Below are 20,046 nucleotides of genomic sequence, written 5' to 3'. Positions count from 1 at the left end.
CTTGTCCAAGTGCGGGTTTAGTCTGTGTAGACGCTTTCACATTCTCGCAACTTTTTTATTCTGAAGAGGTGTGGCTGTTGGCAGTGAACCACTAAATTTTATTGTCACTTCGCTTTTCGCTTCCATAGCTTACCCCTGGCTCATCATCAATTTCATTTTTTCGTTCCTGATTTTATCTTGGATTAGGTTGACCACAAAATGCGCGATCGCGCATTGCTATCGTAGTTGATCACTTTGAAAGTGAACGTTGAGCATTCGGCTTGAACGAGAACCAAGACTCAACATTAAAAAACAAAATCCACAAAAAAAATTTTCCCCTGTTTTTGACCCTTTTTTTGTCTATCTAATTGATAACTACTCTCAATATAAACCGCCCAAACCGTGATTATTGACACATTTATCAAGAAATATTACAGAAATGGCACTAGTTTATTGATTTGGCTCAATTCGTGCATCTAAGATAAAACCTCGACAAAACATCCATTTTCCCCACCCTCACCAACTACATTCAACATCTCCCAATATCTAGACAATATCTCCCAATTCTCTAATTTTTTCTTACCTTTTTACACCTTAAAAATCATCCAGTCACAAAATTCTCATTAGCTCAAAAATTCCCAATAAATCCGAACAGTTCCCAAGACTTTTTAGAAGTCTCCCATTTTCTCCCAATAATTGGTCAATTACCCTGAAAATCGCTTAAAAGCGGAGTAAGCTCTGTAATCCATCTTTTTCTGACGCACAGTACGCCATATTTGGCGGAAAGTTTGTTGAGCCAAAAATGGATTTGAGTAATTTTCAAATCACTTGGAGCAATTTAAACTACTTTAATACTACATAAGTAATATAAAGGAACGCGATCGCCCCATTCCCCATTCTCAATTCCTCCATGCCTACCCAACAAAAACAAGGTTTTTTTGTTTTGGTGGCGGGGTGGCGATGGCTACATCGGGCGGTTACGCCATCGCGCATAGAAAATTTTACAAGGTTGGTAGCTCCCGGTTTGATTTTGGGATTGCTAAGAATAGTGTCTTGAGTGGTGTATTAGTCGTGAGCAAGCCAGAACAGCCTTCAGAACAAGATAAGCCTGACGAAAAACAAATGATTGTCGAAGGTCTTCTGTTCGTTTTCGTGTTGGTTCCAGCTATATTGTTCGTTTTTAGTATGATTATTACGGATTATTTGGCTCAAACACCACCAGTGAGGTCGTTTGATGATGCCGCTAGAAATTCAAAAACTCTAGCTTGCGAATCAAGCAAGCAAAACGAAGGTGGCGATCCTGGGGATTGTCGCAAATGAAATAAAAAATCTTTACTGCACCCAACTCGAAGAATTGGAAGAAGAACAAAATTTTTCTTGTCTCAAGTCTGCCCAAGTCTGCCCGTGGGCGCTCATGGGCAGACTTGGGCAGACTGGTTTTTGAGTAAGAAAATACACAATGGCTTACTTGTAAACCCCGGTTAATATAAGGTGATTAGTAAGATTTTAAGTAGTGAATTGATGCAATGAGCTTTTTTTCAACTACTACTGGACATTAAACAGGTTGTTAATCTGCTTTATTTCTTCTGGAAGTTCTAGTTCTATCAAATCGTCAACGTCCTCATCCAAGGTTGGGTCATCCGAGGTGGACACAAGCGTTTCATCATTCAAGTTCTGATTATTTTTAGTGTCCGTCACAAAAGTTGGAGAAGTGCTTAACCCGATTGTGTAGGATGAAGGTAATTTTTCTATGCCGGCTATCCTTCTAACTGTGGCAAGTTTTCCTTCTAATTTCTCGATCGCAGACCAACAAGCTTTACTTAACTCTTCAGAACTGACTTGACCCTCTAATGCTTCTGCCAACCAAAAAGCAGTCAGAGCTTCCATTGAAAATTCAGTGGCTGCTTTTCCAGAAGGATGGTTCAATAAATATTCAATGACCTTACCCTCCCAAGATTTAGACTTGCGTTTAATTCTTGGCAACTCAACATAAAAGTTGCGTTTTTCGCTCATCTTGTCTCCTAAGTAGTACAACTTTTATCGTATAAAAACCCATCTGTAATTTTTATGAGTCTAACAGTGGTGCAAATGAGTTTAAGAGTGATGTAAATGAGTTTAAAAAGGGTGGAAAAAATCGCTCGAATTGGTAAGCGATTGAGATTGTAATGAGTATTATAGTGGTTTAAATGAGTTTAAGAGTGGTGTTTGGGGTAAAAACTGTAATCAGGCGATAAATATGCCTCAAAAGCTTACACAGCAAGCTTTTGAGGCGCAGGAGGGGGACTGGCACCAAAAATTTTCGGTTGGGTGTACCATAATTTAGGTGTACCCACTACACCTTTTTGCCCTGCGGGTGGCTTTCGCCATTTTTCGCTTCGCTTAAACAAAAAGGTTTCGTGGGGTCTGCGACGCTCTAAACCCAATTTCACGAGTGAACGGAGATGCCTTACGCTATTGCACGCATCAAAAAGCTAAAGCGCAGTAACTTGGCAGGCAGTGAAGCGCATACCGCAAGACTTAGAGAAACGCCGAACGCTGATCCATCCCAAAATAATATCAGGTTCATCGGTCATCACAATCCCAATGAATCATTAGATCAATTGGTGATGGAGAGGATAAGAGAACAGAAGCGGAAGATTCGCCCGGATGCGGTATACGCAGTAGAGATTTTATTGACCGCTTCACCAGAATACTTCCGCCCCGATTGCCCAACAAAAGCCGGCTACTATGAACCCGAAAGAGTCGATTCTTGGTTAGAGGCATCTAAAAAATGGTTAGAGTCGCAGTACAGCTCACGCGTAGTCAGGGCAGAGTTGCACTTAGACGAAGCCACCCCACACATCCACGCTTACTTTGTTCCCTTGGATGATTTGGGGCAACTCAGAGCCAAGCACTTTTTTGACGGACGGCAGAAGATGAGGCAGTTCCAAGATTCTTATTCTGCGGCCACCGAACATCTGGGGTTAGAGCGTGGCATTAAGGGAAGTAGAGCGCAACACCAGGACATCAAAGATTTTTACAGCATCGTCAACTCTGGCATTGAATCAAACAGTCAACTGACTTTAGCCCAGATGCAAGCTAAAGCTGCCCTCAGCGACAGAGCGCAAACTAAAAAACAGGAGATAGAAGCCACAGCCAAGGCTTTGCTAAAAGAAATTGAAGCCAAAGACCAGCAAATTAAACAATTACAGACAGAGAAACTTCTTCTTCGGCAGCAGACAGAACAACTGCGCGACTTGCCACTTGTTGATGTCGCCTGGGAGTTGGGCTTACACAATGACCAAGGGAAATGGAGGGGTCACGGACACATCATTAATATAGATGGGCCCAAGTTTTACGACTTCACCCCCGAACAACAGAAGGGTAGCGGCGGTGCAATTGATTTGGTGATGCACGTTAACAATTGCAATGTACGGCAAGCGGTCGTCTGGCTGCATGAGCGATTTGGTGAGTCGGGGGCAGAACGAGCAGCGATCGCAAAAGCTCGTGAAGTGACTGCTGAAATTATCCAGTTAGAACCACGCGACAAATTCAGGCTACCTGTTGAGGATAAAGCTAAATGGCTTGCAGTCTCCAACTACCTGACCCAGAAACGGGGGATACCATCAAACTTTGTGGAACTTCTGCATAAAAGGGGGTTAGTTTACGCTGATGATCAGCAAAACGCTGTGTTCGTCATGCGGAATCTATTAGAAGAACCCCAGGCAATAGGAGCATTCCTGCGGGGGACACGGGGCAAGAACAACACTTTCAAAGGCTACGAGAAAGGGACTAAGCGGCGTGAGGGCTGGTTTTACTTTCACTTGGGCGGACAGCCCACCGATCCTGTAGAGAAAGTGGTGCTTTTGAAATCGCCCATCGATGCCGTGTCTTTTGCCATGCTGGAATATCAGCTTAGAGGCGACGTGCCACCCAATAGAACTTTGTACATGGCGGTAGATAATCCCAAAAGCTTACCAGTAGAGCAATTGCAGAATATTCCTAATTTACAAGTGGCTTTTGACTCGGACGATTCTGGTAATGCAGCTGCACGAGTTGTTAAGGAACTACTGCCACAGTCCAAGCGACTCAAGTGCAAAGCTGACGATTGGAATCAGCAGCTACTCGATTATGGGCAGCAGTTAAGGCAACAGCAGCAACAGCAGGAGCAGGATGATGAATTGAGTCTTTAATAGTCAGCGTTCTAGTAGTGAACTGTACTGTTAGTTTTGTAGTATAAAGGTAGTTTACTAGTAGACAAGCACTATCTCATTCGATAAAAGACAGGCATTCAACCCACTAATTAGATAAGTGTTGTGCGTGCCTCTATATCCTGACTGCCTAATCTCTCTCCCTCTAATCGACCACGGCGCGATCACTAACCCAGATTTTTATGAATTTGCTACTAAAAAAGCTACTTATAAGCTTTATTTTTATTGCAGAAATTTCTTGTCCAACGCTGGTGGCTGGACAAGAAAAATGCGCGGGATGGCAACCTAGTCGATATAGGGAAACGGAACTATTTTATATAACCTATCGCGGGAAGCGACTAGATTGCTTGTGGAATCAAGATGATGTAATTGAATGCGGACAAAGCGTAAGAATTTCTATTATTGATACTGAAGAAGGATTTCAGAGCGGGGTAGGAGCAGGTACGCAATCAGGCATCAAAAAACTAAATCTTGTTGACTCAAAAGGACAACTGTTTTTCTTTAATCGTAAGCAGTCTTATCATAATAACTACTTCCCAAACGATTGCTCTTACATTGCGACTACCTACACAACAGAATTTGAAGACAATAGCAAATATATAATGAAAATTATTTGGGAGCGTAGATTCGGCACTTTTAAAGAAGGCGAACCACTCCTACATTAGTTCTGTCGCTTTATCCTATTTTTTAGCGGAGTGGAACTTGCAAACAGGCTGGGATAATTGGCGTGAGTACCCACAGCTTCAGGCGTACCGCTTCAATCCCTATGAGGAATTTTGGTATACCACTGAGAGTCATTCAATAGATATCAGGGCATCGGAATTTAGAACAGTTGCAGCGTTACTTGGAAGTGACTGACGAGCAGATGTTAGCAGCGGCGGCAAGTTTAGCGATGCTGTCACCTGTGGCTAGAAGTGGTATATATCTGCAAGGCGTTGGGATAAATTTAACTAATGTCCTTATTTATACTAACTATTTCAAGAATAAAACTTTGAATTCAACTGGTTGCTAAAAATACTGTGTATAGTTTACGCCGTCACCTCCATGAATATACTTAAAAACGAGATATAATAAATGAAAGCTGCCTAGAGAAACCAAGCAGCAAGTTAATAAACACTAAGCCAATTCTAACCCCATGATCATCCAGCACACAGTTAACATTCAAGTCGATGCGAATCTTCAACCGTTTTTTGACACTCAGTTTAACCAGAACTCTGAATTTTTAGCTGAGTATGAACATTTTGAAAGATTACTCCATGTTGATGACCGTTATTTAAATGGTCTTAAAGTTGGTGAGACGCGACCTTATCGATTTAGGAATGATGATACTATCCTCTATTTCTTGGTTAGTGAAACATTTGACAATGGCATAAAAAATTATGTCATTGAGATTAAACAGTTTATAGCCAAGGACGTTTGGGAAGCTTTAAAACAACACCAAGGGCTATTTAAAAAGAGTTGGCATATTCTCCAATGTGCGGTTGCTCGTGCTGATAGTATCCAGTTTTGGATAGAGATAGTATTAGCAATTGGTGTTTTATCAATTCTGTTTACATCAAAGATTTTTTCAAGTGATGTGCCAGAGAGAAATAATCGTTCTGTACCTGAACACCAAGCACCGAAGTTGCCACAGAACAAATAAATTGAGCGATAACTAAGTTTTAGGGAGCATTTAATGCTCCTTTTGTTTTCCTCATCTGCCCAATCTTTGCATAGTCCGATACTCTGCACTAGAACGAAATCCCAATTTCTTGCCGACCACAATTAATGCTTATTTAGATTTCCTATGCTTTCCAACTGACCAAGCCACTTCTCCCCCCTTCCTTTGTCCTGCCCTGGTAAACACAAAACCAGCGTCTTCAAACTTTGAGCCGTACCTACAAACTGTACGCCATACGGAATTTTTCAATGGGCGCTAGTTCTTCGCCACACAAACTTTGCGTGGTGGCAAGCTCTTGGGCAGGGGGGAAAGAACTTGTACAAATCTCTCCTCTGCCGACCTCCACAAGCGCAATTTTGGGGAAAGCGAACTACTAGTTCTTTGGAGCAAGCTCCAGAGTTAGCAGTCTCTTCGCTATATCTACGCCAATAACTGTTAACTGATTTAACGCAAATGATGCAGAAATTTTATCCAATCACTCCTGAAGATTTCTAATTGACATAATTGACATTTATTGCCTCGATACTCAATTGTTGCGCTACAAAAATATGTTTCCATTAGTTGAACGCTCTTAATGATTCCGACTTGCCACTTGCGAACACTGTCGTTGAAAAACTCAACTTTATCCCCAACTTTCAATTCTGGGCAAGATAATTCGCTTTCTCGTGTATTTATCAATTCACCATCTTGTCGAGGAGAAAATCCAGTCACAGCAGGGCTGTCCAGGCTGTCCAAAGAGTTTTCGGCAAGATTAACTTGTTGGACAGGCTCAAACCCAGTCACAGTAGGGCTGTCCAGGCTGGACACAAAGTCTTTGGGGACTGAAGGGTTATCAGTTAAATTGACAAATTGATTAACTCCACAATCAAAATTTTCTTCATCTTTTTTTTGCAATGCTAATTCTTGGGGGGGGACAATTGGACAGGGTGGACAGGTAAGCTGTGTAAGGGTTTCAGCCTGTCCAGGCTCAAGGCGAGGGGTATTTAGTGGGTGGACAGGGTGGACAGGTAAGCTGTGTAAGGGTTCTGGGGTTTTGGTTGGGTGAAAAAACTCCTCGAATTCTTCTATTCCCCCTTCAAGGCATTTATCTTTAAAGCAATACCAAAATTCCGCTTTGCTTAGTGAGCTATCCGGTGGCCCCTCCGGTACTTTCATTTCAAATACCCCAGCCAGTGGTTCAATGAATGCAAAGTGGGACTGAATTCTTTCACGCTTTCCGTTGACCGTGGGTGTCCAGCTACGTTCCTTAAAGTTGTGGGGCAAGACTGTTTTTAAATGGCTAATAAATTTGGACATCCCCAAAGGAGCATAACCATGTTCCCGGCAGTAAAGTACATACCAACTGTGTAAACGACTTTGTGGTATGAATGTTGCATTCGTTGAGGGGCGTAAGCACAAGTCTACAAAGGATTTGGTAGAGTCCCCGTACAAAGATGCCTCTAGCGCTAGATTCTTCGCCCGATCTGAAGAGGGAGGCGATAACAAAATGCGATCGCGTTCTGCTCGTGGCATTGCTAAAGCCCAAGAAATGATGTCGGACTTCACCTCTTGTAGCTTCAGCCACAAGTCTGGGTCAGGGGTTACGTCTCGGTTTTTTACTGGGATTGGGTAAGCTCGACGCATCCAGCCGTCGCCAGCATTTTCGATCTGTAGATGACTTACAGAGGCAACCCAAAACCGAATGTACCACTGGATTGAATAAGCCACTGGATTGAATAAAGCGCGTCCGCTCATTGCCCCATTGTCAACTAATTCGTAAAAAGCTCTGACTCCTTCGGCATAACCTCCTACGTCAGGGAATCCAAATATCCGCTTTCCACTTAAATATTGATGCCGTCCTTCCGGTGTAGAAATATCCGCAAATTGTGAAGCGCTACTAGAGCCGGATTCGCCAAATAAACTACTCCAAAACCGTCCTAGCGTCCCCTTGCCCCCACCACTTAAGCCAATTAAGTGGGGAAACCGACCATAAGGGGCAGTTGGGTCTAAAAACATACTCGTGAATGCCCGAATCACTTCAACCAATTCTGATCCAAAGCTTTCAGTTATAAATTTCAGAAAAACTTCTGGGCATGGTTTGTTGGCTTCATAATCGTGGGGAATGATATTAGTCAGGTAAAAATCTTTGCGATGAGGCATTTCTTCACCAGTTCGCAAATCAACGACACAATTGTTAAACCCTAATAAATGAGTATTGGTTGGCAGTGGTTCTGCTGGTTCTAAGCGACTGCGGCAATATTTAAAGGCAGATTCCTTGTGTGCGTTAGTTTCGTAAGGCTTGGTTATTCTCCAACCAAATGTCTTTGTGTAAGAGAGCTTGTAAGCAGATTCTCCAGCGTCTGCGAGGAGCTTGTAAGCTTTATTATCATCTTGGTGTTGCCATTGCTTATTCTCTTGTGACCACTTGTAAAAGGATGAATTTACTACCATCCATTCAGTTTTCGGAAAGATTTTTCGGTAAGCCCAGCCATCAAAAGTACCCGCCGTTACGCAGTTAGAATAGGGTAAATTCATGGCAGTGCATACAGGCAAGTAAAATGCCTCTGGGTCTGCTGGGTCAATATCTATTTTGGAATTAGATAAATCCGTAACTTCTTTTTCAAGACTTTCAGACTCTGCCAACTCAAGCGATCGCTGTGCTACAGCCGCGTGAATCTCCTGCTCTAACCGACGGATAAATTCTGGTGTTTCCATCTGTCCCAAGATTTCTTTGATGTCACTTGATTTATATGGTAAATCGGGGCAGATGTCGTGAGGGTTAATTCCAATAAATGCAATCCCCACCTCGGCTGCACAGTCCTGGCAGGAGGCGAGTTTCTTTAGCCCAGTGTCATCGGGGTCATGCAGAAAAACGATTAATCCTATGCCTGACTGTTTGGCGCGTTGATATTCCGAGGTAATTGTTTTCTTATCCCATCCACTGCCCTGAAACGTAATTCCAGCAAGACCATGTGTGCGACCAACTTCTACGCATCCCTCGCCTTCATGCTGGAGTAGTGCCGGGGTTCCCGTCACAGATTTAGCAGCAGCTAGAGCTTCATCAATGCGATATGCTCCCCAAGGCAAATCGCCTTTTTTCATTTGGGGTGTGCCATCAAGTCGCCTATGCCATTGCCGAAAGGTCTTGCTGTAACCTTTCTCCTTATTCGCATCTGGCCACTGGTAGCGAACTATCCATTGCGATTCTGAGTAAGGATAGATTGTTTCGGTGGCACTGCCCTCAACATCTTTTGGTGGTCTACTCGTTAATTTTTTCGGTTGGGGAATATCTGTTGCAGTATCCGTCAACATCACCAAACCTAATTCACCATCTGGAATTGGTGCTGGTTTGGGCAAGATTCTCTTGGGCTTTGCAGCCAAACGGTTTAGGGATGGAGTGTAATTAGCCCCTGCTCTTAGAGCTAGAACTTCAGCCCAAGGTTTAATCGCCTCTCTGACGTGTTTGCACTCACAGCCGTTAAAGCATTGATACTTCCCGGTTTCTGGGACAATAGATAAGTCATTCCCGCCACAAACTGGACAAATAAACTTATTTTTAGCTTTGGACGGTTCTAGCTGATCTTGAAAATTTCGGATGTCAAATTTTTCAAATGCCTGTTGAGTTCTTGAGGCATTAGTTTTTTTTGGTGTATCTTCAAGGCGTTTATTTTCTACACTGGCAGTTTTGGTATTGCGTGCTGCTAACTCTTGCTTAATTGGGGCAGATTGTGCTATTTTAGGCGGCTCAGAAATATTCGGGGTTGTGCCATGATCTAACAGTCCGGGCGCACTTTGCATTTCTAGCGTATTCATTTGTACTACTCCATGTATTTTTTGTGTGTTTCTGGAGTAGTTCTTTGCCGTTATCGCCGCGTTCTGTTACGTTAGAAGGTGAACAATATTAAAAATTAATCTGGTTGTAGTTTTTGTTGACTACTCGTGAACGACCGTAAATCGTTCTTGGTGTTCGCCTCATCATCTAACAGAGCGCACCCGAAGCAGCAAGAGCTACTCCTTTTTTTTGTACCCAAGCATTCAATCTGCTTGGGAATTTTTGTTTTTTAGCCAGTTCTTAAGCATTTTCTTGATCATTGTACTGCGTCCTGCTCTACATATAAGATGCGATTACTATCTAAGACAAAGTAAACAGCTAGGCATTCTGGTAGAAACTTGTGGTCAGATAGGGGCAATGGAGGAAGGGAAAGAGGGTCAATCATTACTTATCGCCCCCAGACTGCTTATCTTTCTCTATCGCATCAAGAATAATCCTCTCGACAAGATTGCTAAGTGTTCTACCCTCCTTTGCTGCCCACAATCTTAAGTACTGCTTCGTTTCTGTCTCACAAGTGAAGTTTATCTTCTCTGTTCTCACGTCATCTTCGGTCATGTTCTCCCTTCTCAAGATATATCCTTTTGCTGATATTTTTACACTTCTCATCTTCTCATGTGTTGCTAACTTCTCATATTGTATGTTAAGTTGAGAAGTGTAAGACATAAACCCACAAGTGGCGAAGATAACCACGGATGGAAGCGGATAACAGACCCCGTAATTCGGATAGAACAGTAGCCGCAGATATCCAAAGCTTTTTCACCATAAAGGTTTTACGAAAAATTGAAACAAATTTAAGGACTTCAATCAGATGGTAGATTTGGCATCAAGTCCCACATTAGGGACATTAGCCCCATCGTTGACCCCTGCTTCTTGGGATTGTGGTAACGGGTATTCTAAACTACATTTCCCCCAAGGAGAGATACTTATTCCCTCCTACTTTAAACAAGTCATTGAAACGGACTCTAACGACTACGAAAGCTTAGGCAACGGTGCGGTAGTCGAATATCTTCAAGGCGAACGCTCTGATCTATCTGGCTCTAAGTGGTTGATTGGAGAGACTGCCGAAATCTACTGTAAGCAGTCATTTGGACGCATTGTTGATGACTTGAAAAACAAGATTACTTATGGGCTGCAAATGCTCTTAGGTGCAATTGCTCAAACTCCTAGACAGCAGAGCTATAACTTGTTTTTAGTCGCTTCATTGCATGACTCTCAAGCCTTTGCCCATGATCTAAAGAAAGCCTTGCAAGGTAAGCACATCGTCAAGTTTGATGGCAAAGACATTGTAAACGTTGATATCACCTGTCAAATAACAGAGGAAGGTGTAGGAGCATTGTTAGTTTCCCGCGCCCCTGGTCAGCAGAAAGTCGCGCTCATTGACCTGGGACATGGAACTACTATCACCTCAATATTTGAAGGCAACAAACTATTACAAAATAGTCGCAAGATTGACACAGTAGGCGTTCACCATCTTTGTGAGACGATAGCGAATAACCTCCAAACCCGTCGCCACCTTGGTAAACCAGCTAACCCTCATCTGATTCGAGAGGGGATGAGCAAGAACTTTGTTTATGGAACCACGAATTGGGAGTTTTCAAGCATTTACTCATCGGAACTCAAGGGATGGCTTGCATCTTGTTTAGTGCCTGCGTGGAAGCATTTGCAATCCCGCGCTGATGACCTGGATGCTATTTACCTTGTGGGTGGTGGTGCAATGCTGCCATCGGTTAGTGCAATCGCATCTAGGCAAGGAATAGCACAGATTCCTAATTCCCAGACTGCCAATGCAATTGGGTTACTTAAATTAGCTGTTGCATCACTAAAGAAGGTTTAATTCATGGCGAAAGATAACCGGGTTTGCATCCCCAAAGATTTGATTGACCCCGTAAAGGCTGAGGCGGAAAAACTGCTTCTCACCGATGACCTGACCTCTGCTGTGACTTGGATTTTAAGGGCTTACTTTCGAGATAAAAATTCACTTTGCTGTCAGCACAAGCAACAACCTGCTCTAACTGACCAGTCCCAACCCGACAGCTTAAGTAACTTTGAGGATTTGTTCGTAGCGTAACCATGAAAATCAACAAAACACTTGGATTCTCTGTTGCTGCTCTTGGCTTTCTAGCTCTTGGCTACTTCGGAGTGCAGCACTTTGGCAGAAATAATATGTTCACCATTGCCGCAGCTGTCGGGGGTGGAGGTGCAATCAGCTATGTACTTCAAAGGCCGAGTCAGCCAGAAGCGCCAAGCACTGACCCAGAACCCCAACCCACACCAGTTAAAACCCAAAGGAGGAGAAACAAGTCATGAGCGATCAAGACACCCAAAAGACACAACCAAGCTTAACAACAACCGAAATTATGACCATCATCCTCGGTTGCGAACAAACTCTAAGGTTCGTGCAAGCATCTCCCAATTACAAGCAAATCGAAGCCTCCCAAAGGTTCAGTACATCGAATGACCTAAAAATGGGCGATGCCGTTCAAGCCTTGATGGAGATTCACGAAGCGATTCTAAATATCGAGTTTTATTCGCAAGTAGAGGGACAAGCTTATGCTTTCAACGACAGCCTTAGTGCGTAACCACCTCTACCAATTCCGTGGTGAACAACTACGCTACAGCCATTGGTCTAATTGTCGAGTCAATGCACCTTTCATTTTCAATGACTCGAAAGGCAGAAGAAAAGAATTAAGCCAAAACCAAGTGCAGAGGGAGGTTTTTGAACTTGTTGAGTTTTGTGAGAACTGATGATGAAGCGATCGCACCTGCCGGCAAGCTTGGCGATCGCCTAATCAGGATGTATCTCTCGCCGCAAAAACGAAAGTACACAAGGATTCTAACAAATGACACTTGACTACAAAAATCCCAACGATTGGGGCAAATCACCTCTGACTGACTCCGCCCTAAGAAAGCAGCAATTCAAAGCGGAAAATCCTGAAGAATGGGCAGCAATGATGGAGGCGGATATTGAGGCACTTGACACACCATTAGAAGAGATTGAAGATTACCCACCCTTCACTGGAACCGAATTTCTAGCAACTCATGAAACTATCGATGACCATCCATACTCTGCTGCATTTGGTCAGTTTTTGGGTAATGGTATTGATGCTGACATTGCAAATATATTGGCATTTGGCTGTAACAGATTTGATTTAATTTCCGAAGATTTTGACGACCCCGTAAGGCAACTGGCAACGAGAATTTATAGCCGATTTTCAGACATGGGGTATTGGGATGAAGTGCCAGAATCCGACGATGATATCAACTACGACAACATACCTTATTAGGAGTGTCAGCAATGGATTTTGCAATACGTAATTCGGTAGTTGGTCATGCAAGCCATATTGATGAAAAAGCGCAAGCATGGGGAGGGTTTGAGTCTGATATATTGGGCTATCTCTCTGATATAAATAAGCTCGAACAGTTTGCCGATTATGCGAATAATGCCCAAGAATTATCTGACAGACTAGAGCCATTTCTGGACAATGCCAAGGTCGTCTTTGAGGCGATGGAGAAGCTGACCAAAGGACAAGTTACCTGGGTCGAACTTCGTAAACAATACGGCTCTCATGTTGCGGGTGCTATCGCCAAAATTCGCAAACTAAACTCCGAGTTTGATTCAGAGATGAGTAAGATAGATGCCCAAGATAGAGCCGACTTGTTGCGAATTGATCAGAAGCGCAAACACGCTTTAACTGAAGTTGCAGCCCAACTTCACCACGATTTACAAGCAGAATTGTGGAGACATGAAAATAAAATCAGCAGCATCGAAAATAAGCAAGTTGTGCAAGCCGAAAGGCAAGCAATTACTACGGGCTTAAGAGAGAAACGACAACAACTGTTAGCCCGTGCGCGGTACGGATCAAGGGCATTAGAACCCAATCAAACACCCCAAGAAGTAATACCAATTCAATCCCAAAATCATGCACCAGCATCTAGTGTTTCTGCAACAGGAACAGTTCGCAGTTGGGGTGCAATGTTGGGTAACTTGTGGAACAAATTGGGCGATAGATAACTATTAGTTGAAAGGACACAGGCTGATGCTAGTAAGGAAACGAAATGAAGATCCTCATAGCGTCAGCCCTTTTTCATTTGAAGGGCTGGCACAGACTCCACAACAACAGAAAATTGAGCAACCATCACAACCGCAACCGTTACCAGAAAATAACAGAGGTAGAACATTTAGACGTGCTGGTAATGCCTGTGAGATTGTCGCTGGTAGTTGTCTAAATTCGGCAGTGATTTTCACCTTTCACCTGTTGCAAGTTCACCCAGTTGGAATGTTCTTAGCTGTTGGTACTGCACACTTGTATTTTACTGCCACTGCAACAGGTGAAGGGAATAATCGTTTCGTTACTAATTTAATGACTGGTTGCAGTGCATCACTGGCGTTATTGTGTGCCCTCAATGAACCGATTAATGAATGGAATGAAGCGAGAACTTCTACTATTACTGCTAATACTTCAATTGAAAAGATGTATCAGCCCAAAACTGCGGATTATTCCAGTTGGGGCAGTGGTGCTGGTGTGGCGATAGTTATAGCGATATTAATGATTTTTCTATTTGGTGGTAGGAGAGGTAAATGAATTATCTATCTGAGAAACACAAACAGTTATCCGAGTCGCAACAATCGGGTTTAATGTTGTGGTTTGGTCGCCTACCAATGGACAAGAAAGCTGTTGCCATTGGACTGAGTTTGACTGTGGGTATTAGCTCGGCTGCGATGGCTTGGAAAGGAACGAGTAGCGATCGCATTTATTTTTGTCTGAAAACCCCACAAAAAAGATTGACCTGTGAGGATAAAAATGGCAGACCATTTCGCATGACCCCATTTTATTGGTCACAGTGGAAGAGTGATGGAATGCCCTCTCAAGTAGTGCGTGACCCAGCTATGGGCGTTAAAGGGCTGGTAAAAGCGACTAACCCGTACAAACCGTTTTGGGCGTTTGGGGGATTCCTGGGGTTTGCGCTTGCTGGGTGGATGTTGCGCCATTGCCAAGAGGAGGAGAAGCAGAGGGCAGTTTTTGAAGACATCGCACAAAAACGGGATGCTGCAAAAGCTGAGATGGCTGCACGTTCCGAGCTACTAGAGAGTTACCGAGATGTTGCGATCGCAGAAGTTCAACTACAAGCTGACTTGGATCTAATCGCCAATGATCGCACTGTGGATATCACCAAAGCCGAGATTTACTCCGACGTTGAGATTCAAGTTGCCCAGCTAGATGCGACTGATGCACTTTTCTCGGCGCAAACGGCGGGGATGACTGAAGAACAAAAAGCAGAGTATATTAAGCAGTTGCGTGAGATGAAAACGCCTTACTTGCAAGGGAGTCAGACTTTAGCGGGGACGATTGACCCGAACGACAAGGTTACTGGATCTGAGCCAGGAGCGATTGCAGACGGCGACAAATATCGCTGGATTAACAACACCATCGGCTACCCCACTCTGATTTTTGGGGGCATGGGTGCGGGTAAATCATGGACTACCAGAGAGATTATTTGGCATAAGCGTACTGCTGGCTGGAATCAAATTTTTGTACTTGACCCACATGGTACTGAAGTCGAATGGCGGGGGGTAAACCTGATTACTGGTTACAGGGAAATAGCCGACTTTATGCAATGGTACATGGCGGAAATGCGTCGCCGTTACAAAGCCTATCGTGAAAGTGGAATGGTTGAGGAGCAATGGACGCAACACTTAAGAGACACAAACCAACATTTCTGTGTAGTCGCTGAGGAGTTTACAACTTGGACAGATAACATTGTTGAGCCAATGCCAGACGATTGTGAGGATGAAAAATGGAAACCAGATCCAGATTTTATTGGTAAATGGTTTCGCTGTGCCATGACCGAATCTCGTAAACAATTAATGATTCCTTTGTTCGTAGCTCACGACCGCACAATGGAGATTTTAGCCAAAGCTAAAGGGTTATCAAAACTTCGAGATGCGGCACTGTTAGAAGTAGAACTAATCGCAACTATTGACCCAATCACGACGGAAGCTAAAGCTAGTGGTAAAGGAGCAATTAAATTACCTGGGCATGGGCAATGGATTGATATTGAACTGCCCAAGTTAGACCAGAAGCGGATTGATTTCAGGCTTGATAAACCTTTGACCAGTGATGAGCCGCCAACCATCGATAAAGCTACTTTAGAGCGGATTTATGAACTGGAATTCAATCTTGGTAACAAAGCAGATAATACCCAAGATGAACCTAAGAAACTATCATCAATGGCACAAAAACTGTATGAATATCTCACCAGAACTGAACGAATTGAAGCTGATGTAAGAGAGTTCAAAGGCAACTTTAAAGTGAACGGTGAGAGATTTACTGTTGAGCAAATCAAGGGCTGGATGTATGAAATTGTGGGGGCAGGATTGGCGGACTGGATAGCCGAGGGTGTTATCAAGCTTAATCAAATTTGACTGCTCTCTGTGTCTGGTGTCTAGCCCCAAAAACGCGCTTTTTTTGCGGACACAGGACACCAGACACCACAGACACCAAAGCTCAAAACCCTTATCCTGTCCAGACACCAGCAGACACTAACCCAGACACCGCCCAGACACCAAGTGTCTAATACGTGTCCGCTAGACACCAATAATAAATACCCGAATAAACAGCCATTTATTATTAGAGGATTATCAACATTATGCTGAGAATACTAATTGTTGAACCAGAAATATTCATGCTCTTAGGCATCAAAGGTGCTATTTCACAATCTCCAGATATAGAAGTAACTGGTGATGCCACCAGTGGAAAGCTAGGGTTTCAGTTAATTGAACAGATGAACCCTGATGTTGTGCTAGTCGATTTACTCTTACCCGACATGAGTGGTTTAGAACTGACTCGCTCAATTAAAAGCAAAACTAATAGTAAAGTGGTGATTTTTACTAATCAGACTCATTCCGACTTTATTAAGTCAGCTTTCCATCATGGGGCTGATTCTTATATGCTCAAAAGTGCTGATATAGAATTGATTGAACTAGCCATCAAGAGAGCTTACTTTGATGAATGCCTGCTTGACCCGAAGCTGGCTAAAAAACTGTTAAAAAACCTTGATAAAAATAGATATATTGACCCTAGCTTTGCTGACAAAAACTTGCTTGACTCTCCCACCGAACGACAAATACAAGTCCTGCGTTTACTGGCTCAGGGTTTAGTTTTTGAACAGATTGCCAAAGAAATGTTTCTCTCTTAGGGTACAGTCAAACGTTATGCCAGTGATTTGTACAGTAAATGGCACGTCAGGAACAGTTATGAGGCGATAAAAAGAGGGGCGATGCTCGGTTATATTGACTATAACTTGATTGTGAATGAATGATGTATTGGTGGGGAGAGCGAAAGGATTAAATCGGGGAGAGGCGGGATTTAATTATTCTCTTTAATGGCTACATCTGTAAGGGGGTTAGGTTCGATTTACTGCTAACAGTAATGTATCTTCAATCTTCTGGCGAACTGAACGACTGATGTAACATTCACTGTTGAGACAATCAACTAGCAATTTATTAGCGTCATAATACTGTTTCAATAGTTGCCACTGGGAGTCGCTGAACTGCCAGTTATGTCCAATATTGCGATTTTCAATCATCACGTTTCTGAGTTGCTCACTCCAGGCTTGACCATTTGTCTGCCACCAATACAATGATTCTCTACCATCAGTCATTGGGTCGGGCAGTTGATCTTTGAGTCGTTGTAGCGTTCGCTTAAATTCGAGGTCGAGGTCGAGGTCGAGGTCGAGGGAGCGGTCGAGGGCGCGGGAGAGGTCGAGGGCGCGGGAGCGGGCGTGGGCGTGGGCGCGGGAGAGGTCGCGGTCGCAGGAGAGGTCGAGGGCGCGGGAGAGGGAACGGTCGAGGGAGCGGTCGAGGTCGAGGAAGCGGTCGAGGTCGCGGTCGCGGTCGAGGTCGAGGTCGCGGTCGAGGTCGCGGGAGAGGGAGAAGTCGAGGTCTAGGTAGAATTTGAGGGAGAAGTAGAGGCCGAGGTCGAGGTCGAGGTCGCGGGAGAGGGAGAGGTTGAGAGAGAGGGAGAGGTCGAGGTAGAAGGCTCGAACCGCAACAGGTTTATAACGGGTTTCTACAGAACATGATTTCTCATTAATCCAGCTAAGAAATTGCTGTAGCTTTTCATCGCCTGCTAAGAGCTTATCAATCCTCTGCTGCATCAACTGCAACAGGTCATCGGCTTCCTCTAATATCCCCACAGTTAGTAAGAAGATTTCTCGCCAACGCTTGTCTGTGATATGACTAACTAACTGTTCAAATGTCTGCTGAGGATTACGGCTTAAGGCGATATTTCTAGCGGTAAAGAACTCATGAAATGTTAGATGAGAAAATGAATAAATTCCTCTTGCCCGTTCTACCAGTAATCCATGCTGTGCCTCAATGGATTTCAATACTGCTTTGCTATCTAATAGCAAAGCTTCTGGATCGGTTTGGGCATCAGGTAGGTTTTCGATATAATTACTAATGTACCCCTCTGCTGCCCTTTCTTTAAAGAAATAATTTCCTGACTCAAAGGTTTTTAAAGCAATCTTGCTGAGGAGGTCTTCTTTACGTTTGAGAGAGAGTTTGTGATAAACCACATCACGTTCAATGCTGCGTGTACCATCCCACTTTTTCAGCAATACTTCTACCCCTTCCTCGTAAAGTTCAGCACGATTTGAAGGAAAATCCGTAGATTCGCCAAATAATAAACACAACAATGTCAAAAGCAAAGGATTGGTTGCTAGTTCTTTAATTCGTTGATTTTTTTGAAGTTTTTGAATAAAGTGTTCAGCTTTATTTGCGTCTTTATTTTGAAACCATTTTGTAACGAACTCCGCAATCTGCTTATCATCAAAGTCGGCAACCTCAACCTCAGTAAAGGGTTCAAATGTATATTCTTTTGACGCAATCCGGCAGGTAATTACAAAATAGTTAGCATCGTACTGAATAGAAAAGTCACGAATTTCTCTTAAAACTCTATCATTGTCTGCTTGCCTAACTTCATCTAAACCATCAAGCAACACGATTACCCGACCCTGACTCAACAGTGTTTTAGTTATCTCTTGGTCTGAAATATTATTACGAACAAATTGGTCATTGATATACTGCAATAAACTTGGTTCCCGGGGTGCTTCAGCAAAGTCTTTTAGCGTGATGAAAATTGGAACATAATTCGCTAAAAATTTCCCAAACTTGCATTGAATTGCTATTCGCTTTAAAAAAGTTGTTTTACCAGCCCCCGGCTTCCCTAAAATCATTAATTTAGAATGTTGTTCAACAGCTTCCAGACCCAGAACTCGCTTTTCTACCACTTGATTCAGTCCAAATTGCTCAAAGTCTTCCGGGTTGCAGTTTTTCAAAAGTTCAGCTATTTCTAAGCGTCTGCGTCCTGTAATTTTCTCCAGAATGTTGACATCGGTGTAAATATCATTTAGCCCAATAGGGTGAGTCATGTCTAAGACACGCATCCATCCGCATCGTTTTTGGATATCTGCGCTGACCTTTTTACGTACCTGATTTACTAAAGTATCAATTGTTGTTGGGGTAGTGGGTTTTTCTTCTCCAGCTTCTAGTTCTGCAATTTCTCCCCACTCCAAACCCAATTCAGCGCAAATGGCTTGGAATATACCCTTGTCAACAGGTCGTCTTGCAAAAAAATTGATGATAGTTTGTCGGGTACGCCCAACAGCCCCAGCTAAGTATTCCTGAGTCCACCCCTTCAACTTAAATGCTTTGTTAGCTACTTCCAGTCCTGCTGTCGATGCTCGGAGTGACCTTGATGACCCTGCCATTAACCCACCACAACTTTTACATAAGTCTTACATAACCCCAACGCCTTTGTCTGGCCAAGGGTCAAGAAATCTGGGGTCTGATGGTAATTAGTTAAACCCCTGATTTTAAAGGTATCAAATGAATAAGCTTCAAAGACAGACGCTAACCCGCCGTCCAAACCGCTCTAGAAAATCTTTACTGTGGAGAATCAGGCAGCTATGCCGATTCTGGCAACCCATCGCAGGGTTTGTATTGACGGTACTAGGATTTTTAATTAAATTCTGGCAACCGATTCTGGCAGCGATCGCACAGTTAGTTGAGTGGGTATCCCATTTTTTGAGTGATTGGTAGTCGATGGATTACAACGGCGATCGCTTATCTGACCCCACCTGTGGTTTAGGAGCGATCTCTGTCCTGTCGCATACCAGGGACAAGAAATTATCCCAAGGCTATCGCCACTAATAGATTGATATCACTCACTGATAGCAGGGACTCAATCAGGAGTGTAGAACGCAGTATAGACAGTTGAGACAATCGCAACATGAGTGAATCTTATTAATGCGGATCACACCTCCAACCGTCCACTGTGCAGCCTGCATAAGCAATTTTAATCAGCCTACGAAAGAATGAGGGTTGTAGCGGTCGGACTGTAGGG

20 protein-coding genes and 1 pseudogene are annotated in these 20,046 nt (G+C 43.5%); 16 read left to right on the top strand and 5 right to left on the bottom strand.

The window, feature by feature from the left end; all coding sequences use genetic code 11:
• Positions 1-939: 939 nt before the first annotated feature.
• Complete coding sequence (locus IQ276_RS39605) at positions 940-1,299, top strand: hypothetical protein (RefSeq protein WP_193913125.1); 360 nt, start codon at positions 940-942, stop codon at positions 1,297-1,299.
• 225 nt (positions 1,300-1,524) lie between these two features.
• On the opposite strand, the gene IQ276_RS39600 is transcribed toward IQ276_RS39605, so the two are convergent.
• Both IQ276_RS39600 and IQ276_RS39595 read right to left on the bottom strand, forming a co-directional pair.
• On the bottom strand, positions 1,525-1,992 hold the full coding sequence (locus IQ276_RS39600; RefSeq protein ID WP_193913123.1) for a hypothetical protein: 468 nt from the start codon (positions 1,990-1,992) through the stop codon (positions 1,525-1,527).
• A gap of 236 nt (positions 1,993-2,228) precedes the next feature.
• Positions 2,229-2,366: a hypothetical protein gene (locus IQ276_RS39595; protein WP_235116530.1), complete on the bottom strand. Its 138-nt coding sequence runs from the start codon at positions 2,364-2,366 to the stop codon at positions 2,229-2,231.
• A gap of 54 nt (positions 2,367-2,420) precedes the next feature.
• Here IQ276_RS39595 and mobV point away from each other — a divergent pair, with 54 nt between their 5' ends.
• The 4 genes and pseudogenes from mobV to IQ276_RS39575 all read left to right on the top strand — a co-directional run bounded on the left by mobV (position 2,421) and on the right by IQ276_RS39575 (position 5,811).
• Entirely contained in the window at positions 2,421-4,151 is a 1,731-nt protein-coding gene (mobV, locus tag IQ276_RS39590; RefSeq protein ID WP_193913119.1) for a MobV family relaxase, read from the top strand.
• Between the two features lie 200 nt (positions 4,152-4,351).
• The gene (locus IQ276_RS39585; RefSeq protein ID WP_193913117.1) at positions 4,352-4,834 is read left to right on the top strand and encodes a hypothetical protein; all 483 of its coding nucleotides are present in this window, start codon (positions 4,352-4,354) and stop codon (positions 4,832-4,834) included.
• Positions 4,835-4,872: 38 nt separating this feature from the next.
• A pseudogene (locus IQ276_RS41350) lies at positions 4,873-5,181 on the top strand (tyrosine-type recombinase/integrase); the annotation flags it as partial.
• Positions 5,182-5,304: 123 nt separating this feature from the next.
• Positions 5,305-5,811 (top strand): hypothetical protein, encoded by a 507-nt coding sequence (locus tag IQ276_RS39575; RefSeq protein WP_193913115.1) that lies wholly within the window; start codon positions 5,305-5,307, stop codon positions 5,809-5,811.
• 462 nt (positions 5,812-6,273) lie between these two features.
• Here IQ276_RS39575 and IQ276_RS39570 read toward each other — a convergent pair whose 3' ends face one another.
• On the bottom strand, positions 6,274-9,621 hold the full coding sequence (locus tag IQ276_RS39570) for a primase-like DNA-binding domain-containing protein (RefSeq protein WP_193913113.1): 3,348 nt from the start codon (positions 9,619-9,621) through the stop codon (positions 6,274-6,276).
• A 403-nt stretch (positions 9,622-10,024) separates the two neighbouring features.
• Positions 10,025-10,303, bottom strand: coding sequence for a hypothetical protein (locus IQ276_RS39565; RefSeq protein ID WP_193913149.1), 279 nt, complete (start codon positions 10,301-10,303; stop codon positions 10,025-10,027).
• A 145-nt stretch (positions 10,304-10,448) separates the two neighbouring features.
• Between IQ276_RS39565 and IQ276_RS39560 the strand changes: the two genes are divergently transcribed.
• The 10 genes from IQ276_RS39560 (at position 10,449) to IQ276_RS39520 (ending at position 16,837) form a co-directional block, all read left to right on the top strand.
• The gene (locus IQ276_RS39560) at positions 10,449-11,474 is read left to right on the top strand and encodes a ParM/StbA family protein (RefSeq protein WP_193913111.1); all 1,026 of its coding nucleotides are present in this window, start codon (positions 10,449-10,451) and stop codon (positions 11,472-11,474) included.
• Between the two features lie 3 nt (positions 11,475-11,477).
• On the top strand, positions 11,478-11,708 hold the full coding sequence (locus IQ276_RS39555) for a hypothetical protein (RefSeq protein WP_190732886.1): 231 nt from the start codon (positions 11,478-11,480) through the stop codon (positions 11,706-11,708).
• 2 nt (positions 11,709-11,710) lie between these two features.
• Complete coding sequence (locus IQ276_RS39550; protein WP_193913109.1) at positions 11,711-11,947, top strand: hypothetical protein; 237 nt, start codon at positions 11,711-11,713, stop codon at positions 11,945-11,947.
• On the top strand, positions 11,944-12,219 hold the full coding sequence (locus IQ276_RS39545; RefSeq protein WP_193913106.1) for a hypothetical protein: 276 nt from the start codon (positions 11,944-11,946) through the stop codon (positions 12,217-12,219). The genes IQ276_RS39550 and IQ276_RS39545 overlap by 4 nt, the downstream gene beginning before the upstream one ends.
• A 143-nt stretch (positions 12,220-12,362) precedes the next feature.
• Positions 12,363-12,491 (top strand): hypothetical protein, encoded by a 129-nt coding sequence (locus IQ276_RS40580; protein ID WP_255264462.1) that lies wholly within the window; start codon positions 12,363-12,365, stop codon positions 12,489-12,491.
• Positions 12,481-12,924, top strand: a complete 444-nt coding sequence (locus tag IQ276_RS39540; RefSeq protein ID WP_193913104.1) for a hypothetical protein — start codon at positions 12,481-12,483, stop codon at positions 12,922-12,924. Before IQ276_RS40580 ends, IQ276_RS39540 begins: the two co-directional genes overlap by 11 nt.
• Before the next feature lie 11 nt (positions 12,925-12,935).
• Entirely contained in the window at positions 12,936-13,652 is a 717-nt protein-coding gene (locus IQ276_RS39535; protein WP_235116528.1) for a hypothetical protein, read from the top strand.
• A gap of 25 nt (positions 13,653-13,677) precedes the next feature.
• On the top strand, positions 13,678-14,223 hold the full coding sequence (locus IQ276_RS39530; protein WP_193913100.1) for a hypothetical protein: 546 nt from the start codon (positions 13,678-13,680) through the stop codon (positions 14,221-14,223).
• The gene (locus IQ276_RS39525; RefSeq protein ID WP_193913098.1) at positions 14,220-16,064 is read left to right on the top strand and encodes a hypothetical protein; all 1,845 of its coding nucleotides are present in this window, start codon (positions 14,220-14,222) and stop codon (positions 16,062-16,064) included. The genes IQ276_RS39530 and IQ276_RS39525 overlap by 4 nt, the downstream gene beginning before the upstream one ends.
• A 224-nt stretch (positions 16,065-16,288) precedes the next feature.
• A complete protein-coding gene (locus tag IQ276_RS39520) occupies positions 16,289-16,837 on the top strand; it encodes a response regulator transcription factor (protein ID WP_228042772.1) in 549 nt (182 codons plus the stop codon).
• A gap of 207 nt (positions 16,838-17,044) precedes the next feature.
• On the opposite strand, the gene IQ276_RS39515 is transcribed toward IQ276_RS39520, so the two are convergent.
• The gene (locus tag IQ276_RS39515; protein ID WP_235116526.1) at positions 17,045-19,411 is read right to left on the bottom strand and encodes an NACHT domain-containing protein; all 2,367 of its coding nucleotides are present in this window, start codon (positions 19,409-19,411) and stop codon (positions 17,045-17,047) included.
• A gap of 118 nt (positions 19,412-19,529) precedes the next feature.
• On the opposite strand from IQ276_RS39515, the gene IQ276_RS39510 reads away from it, so the two are divergent.
• Entirely contained in the window at positions 19,530-19,742 is a 213-nt protein-coding gene (locus IQ276_RS39510) for a hypothetical protein (protein ID WP_193913145.1), read from the top strand.
• The last annotated feature ends 304 nt before the right edge of the window (positions 19,743-20,046 follow it).

The organism is Desmonostoc muscorum LEGE 12446 (assembly GCF_015207005.2).
Taxonomy (GTDB): domain Bacteria; phylum Cyanobacteriota; class Cyanobacteriia; order Cyanobacteriales; family Nostocaceae; genus Nostoc; species Nostoc muscorum.
This window is presented reverse-complemented; position numbering and strand designations above follow the sequence as displayed.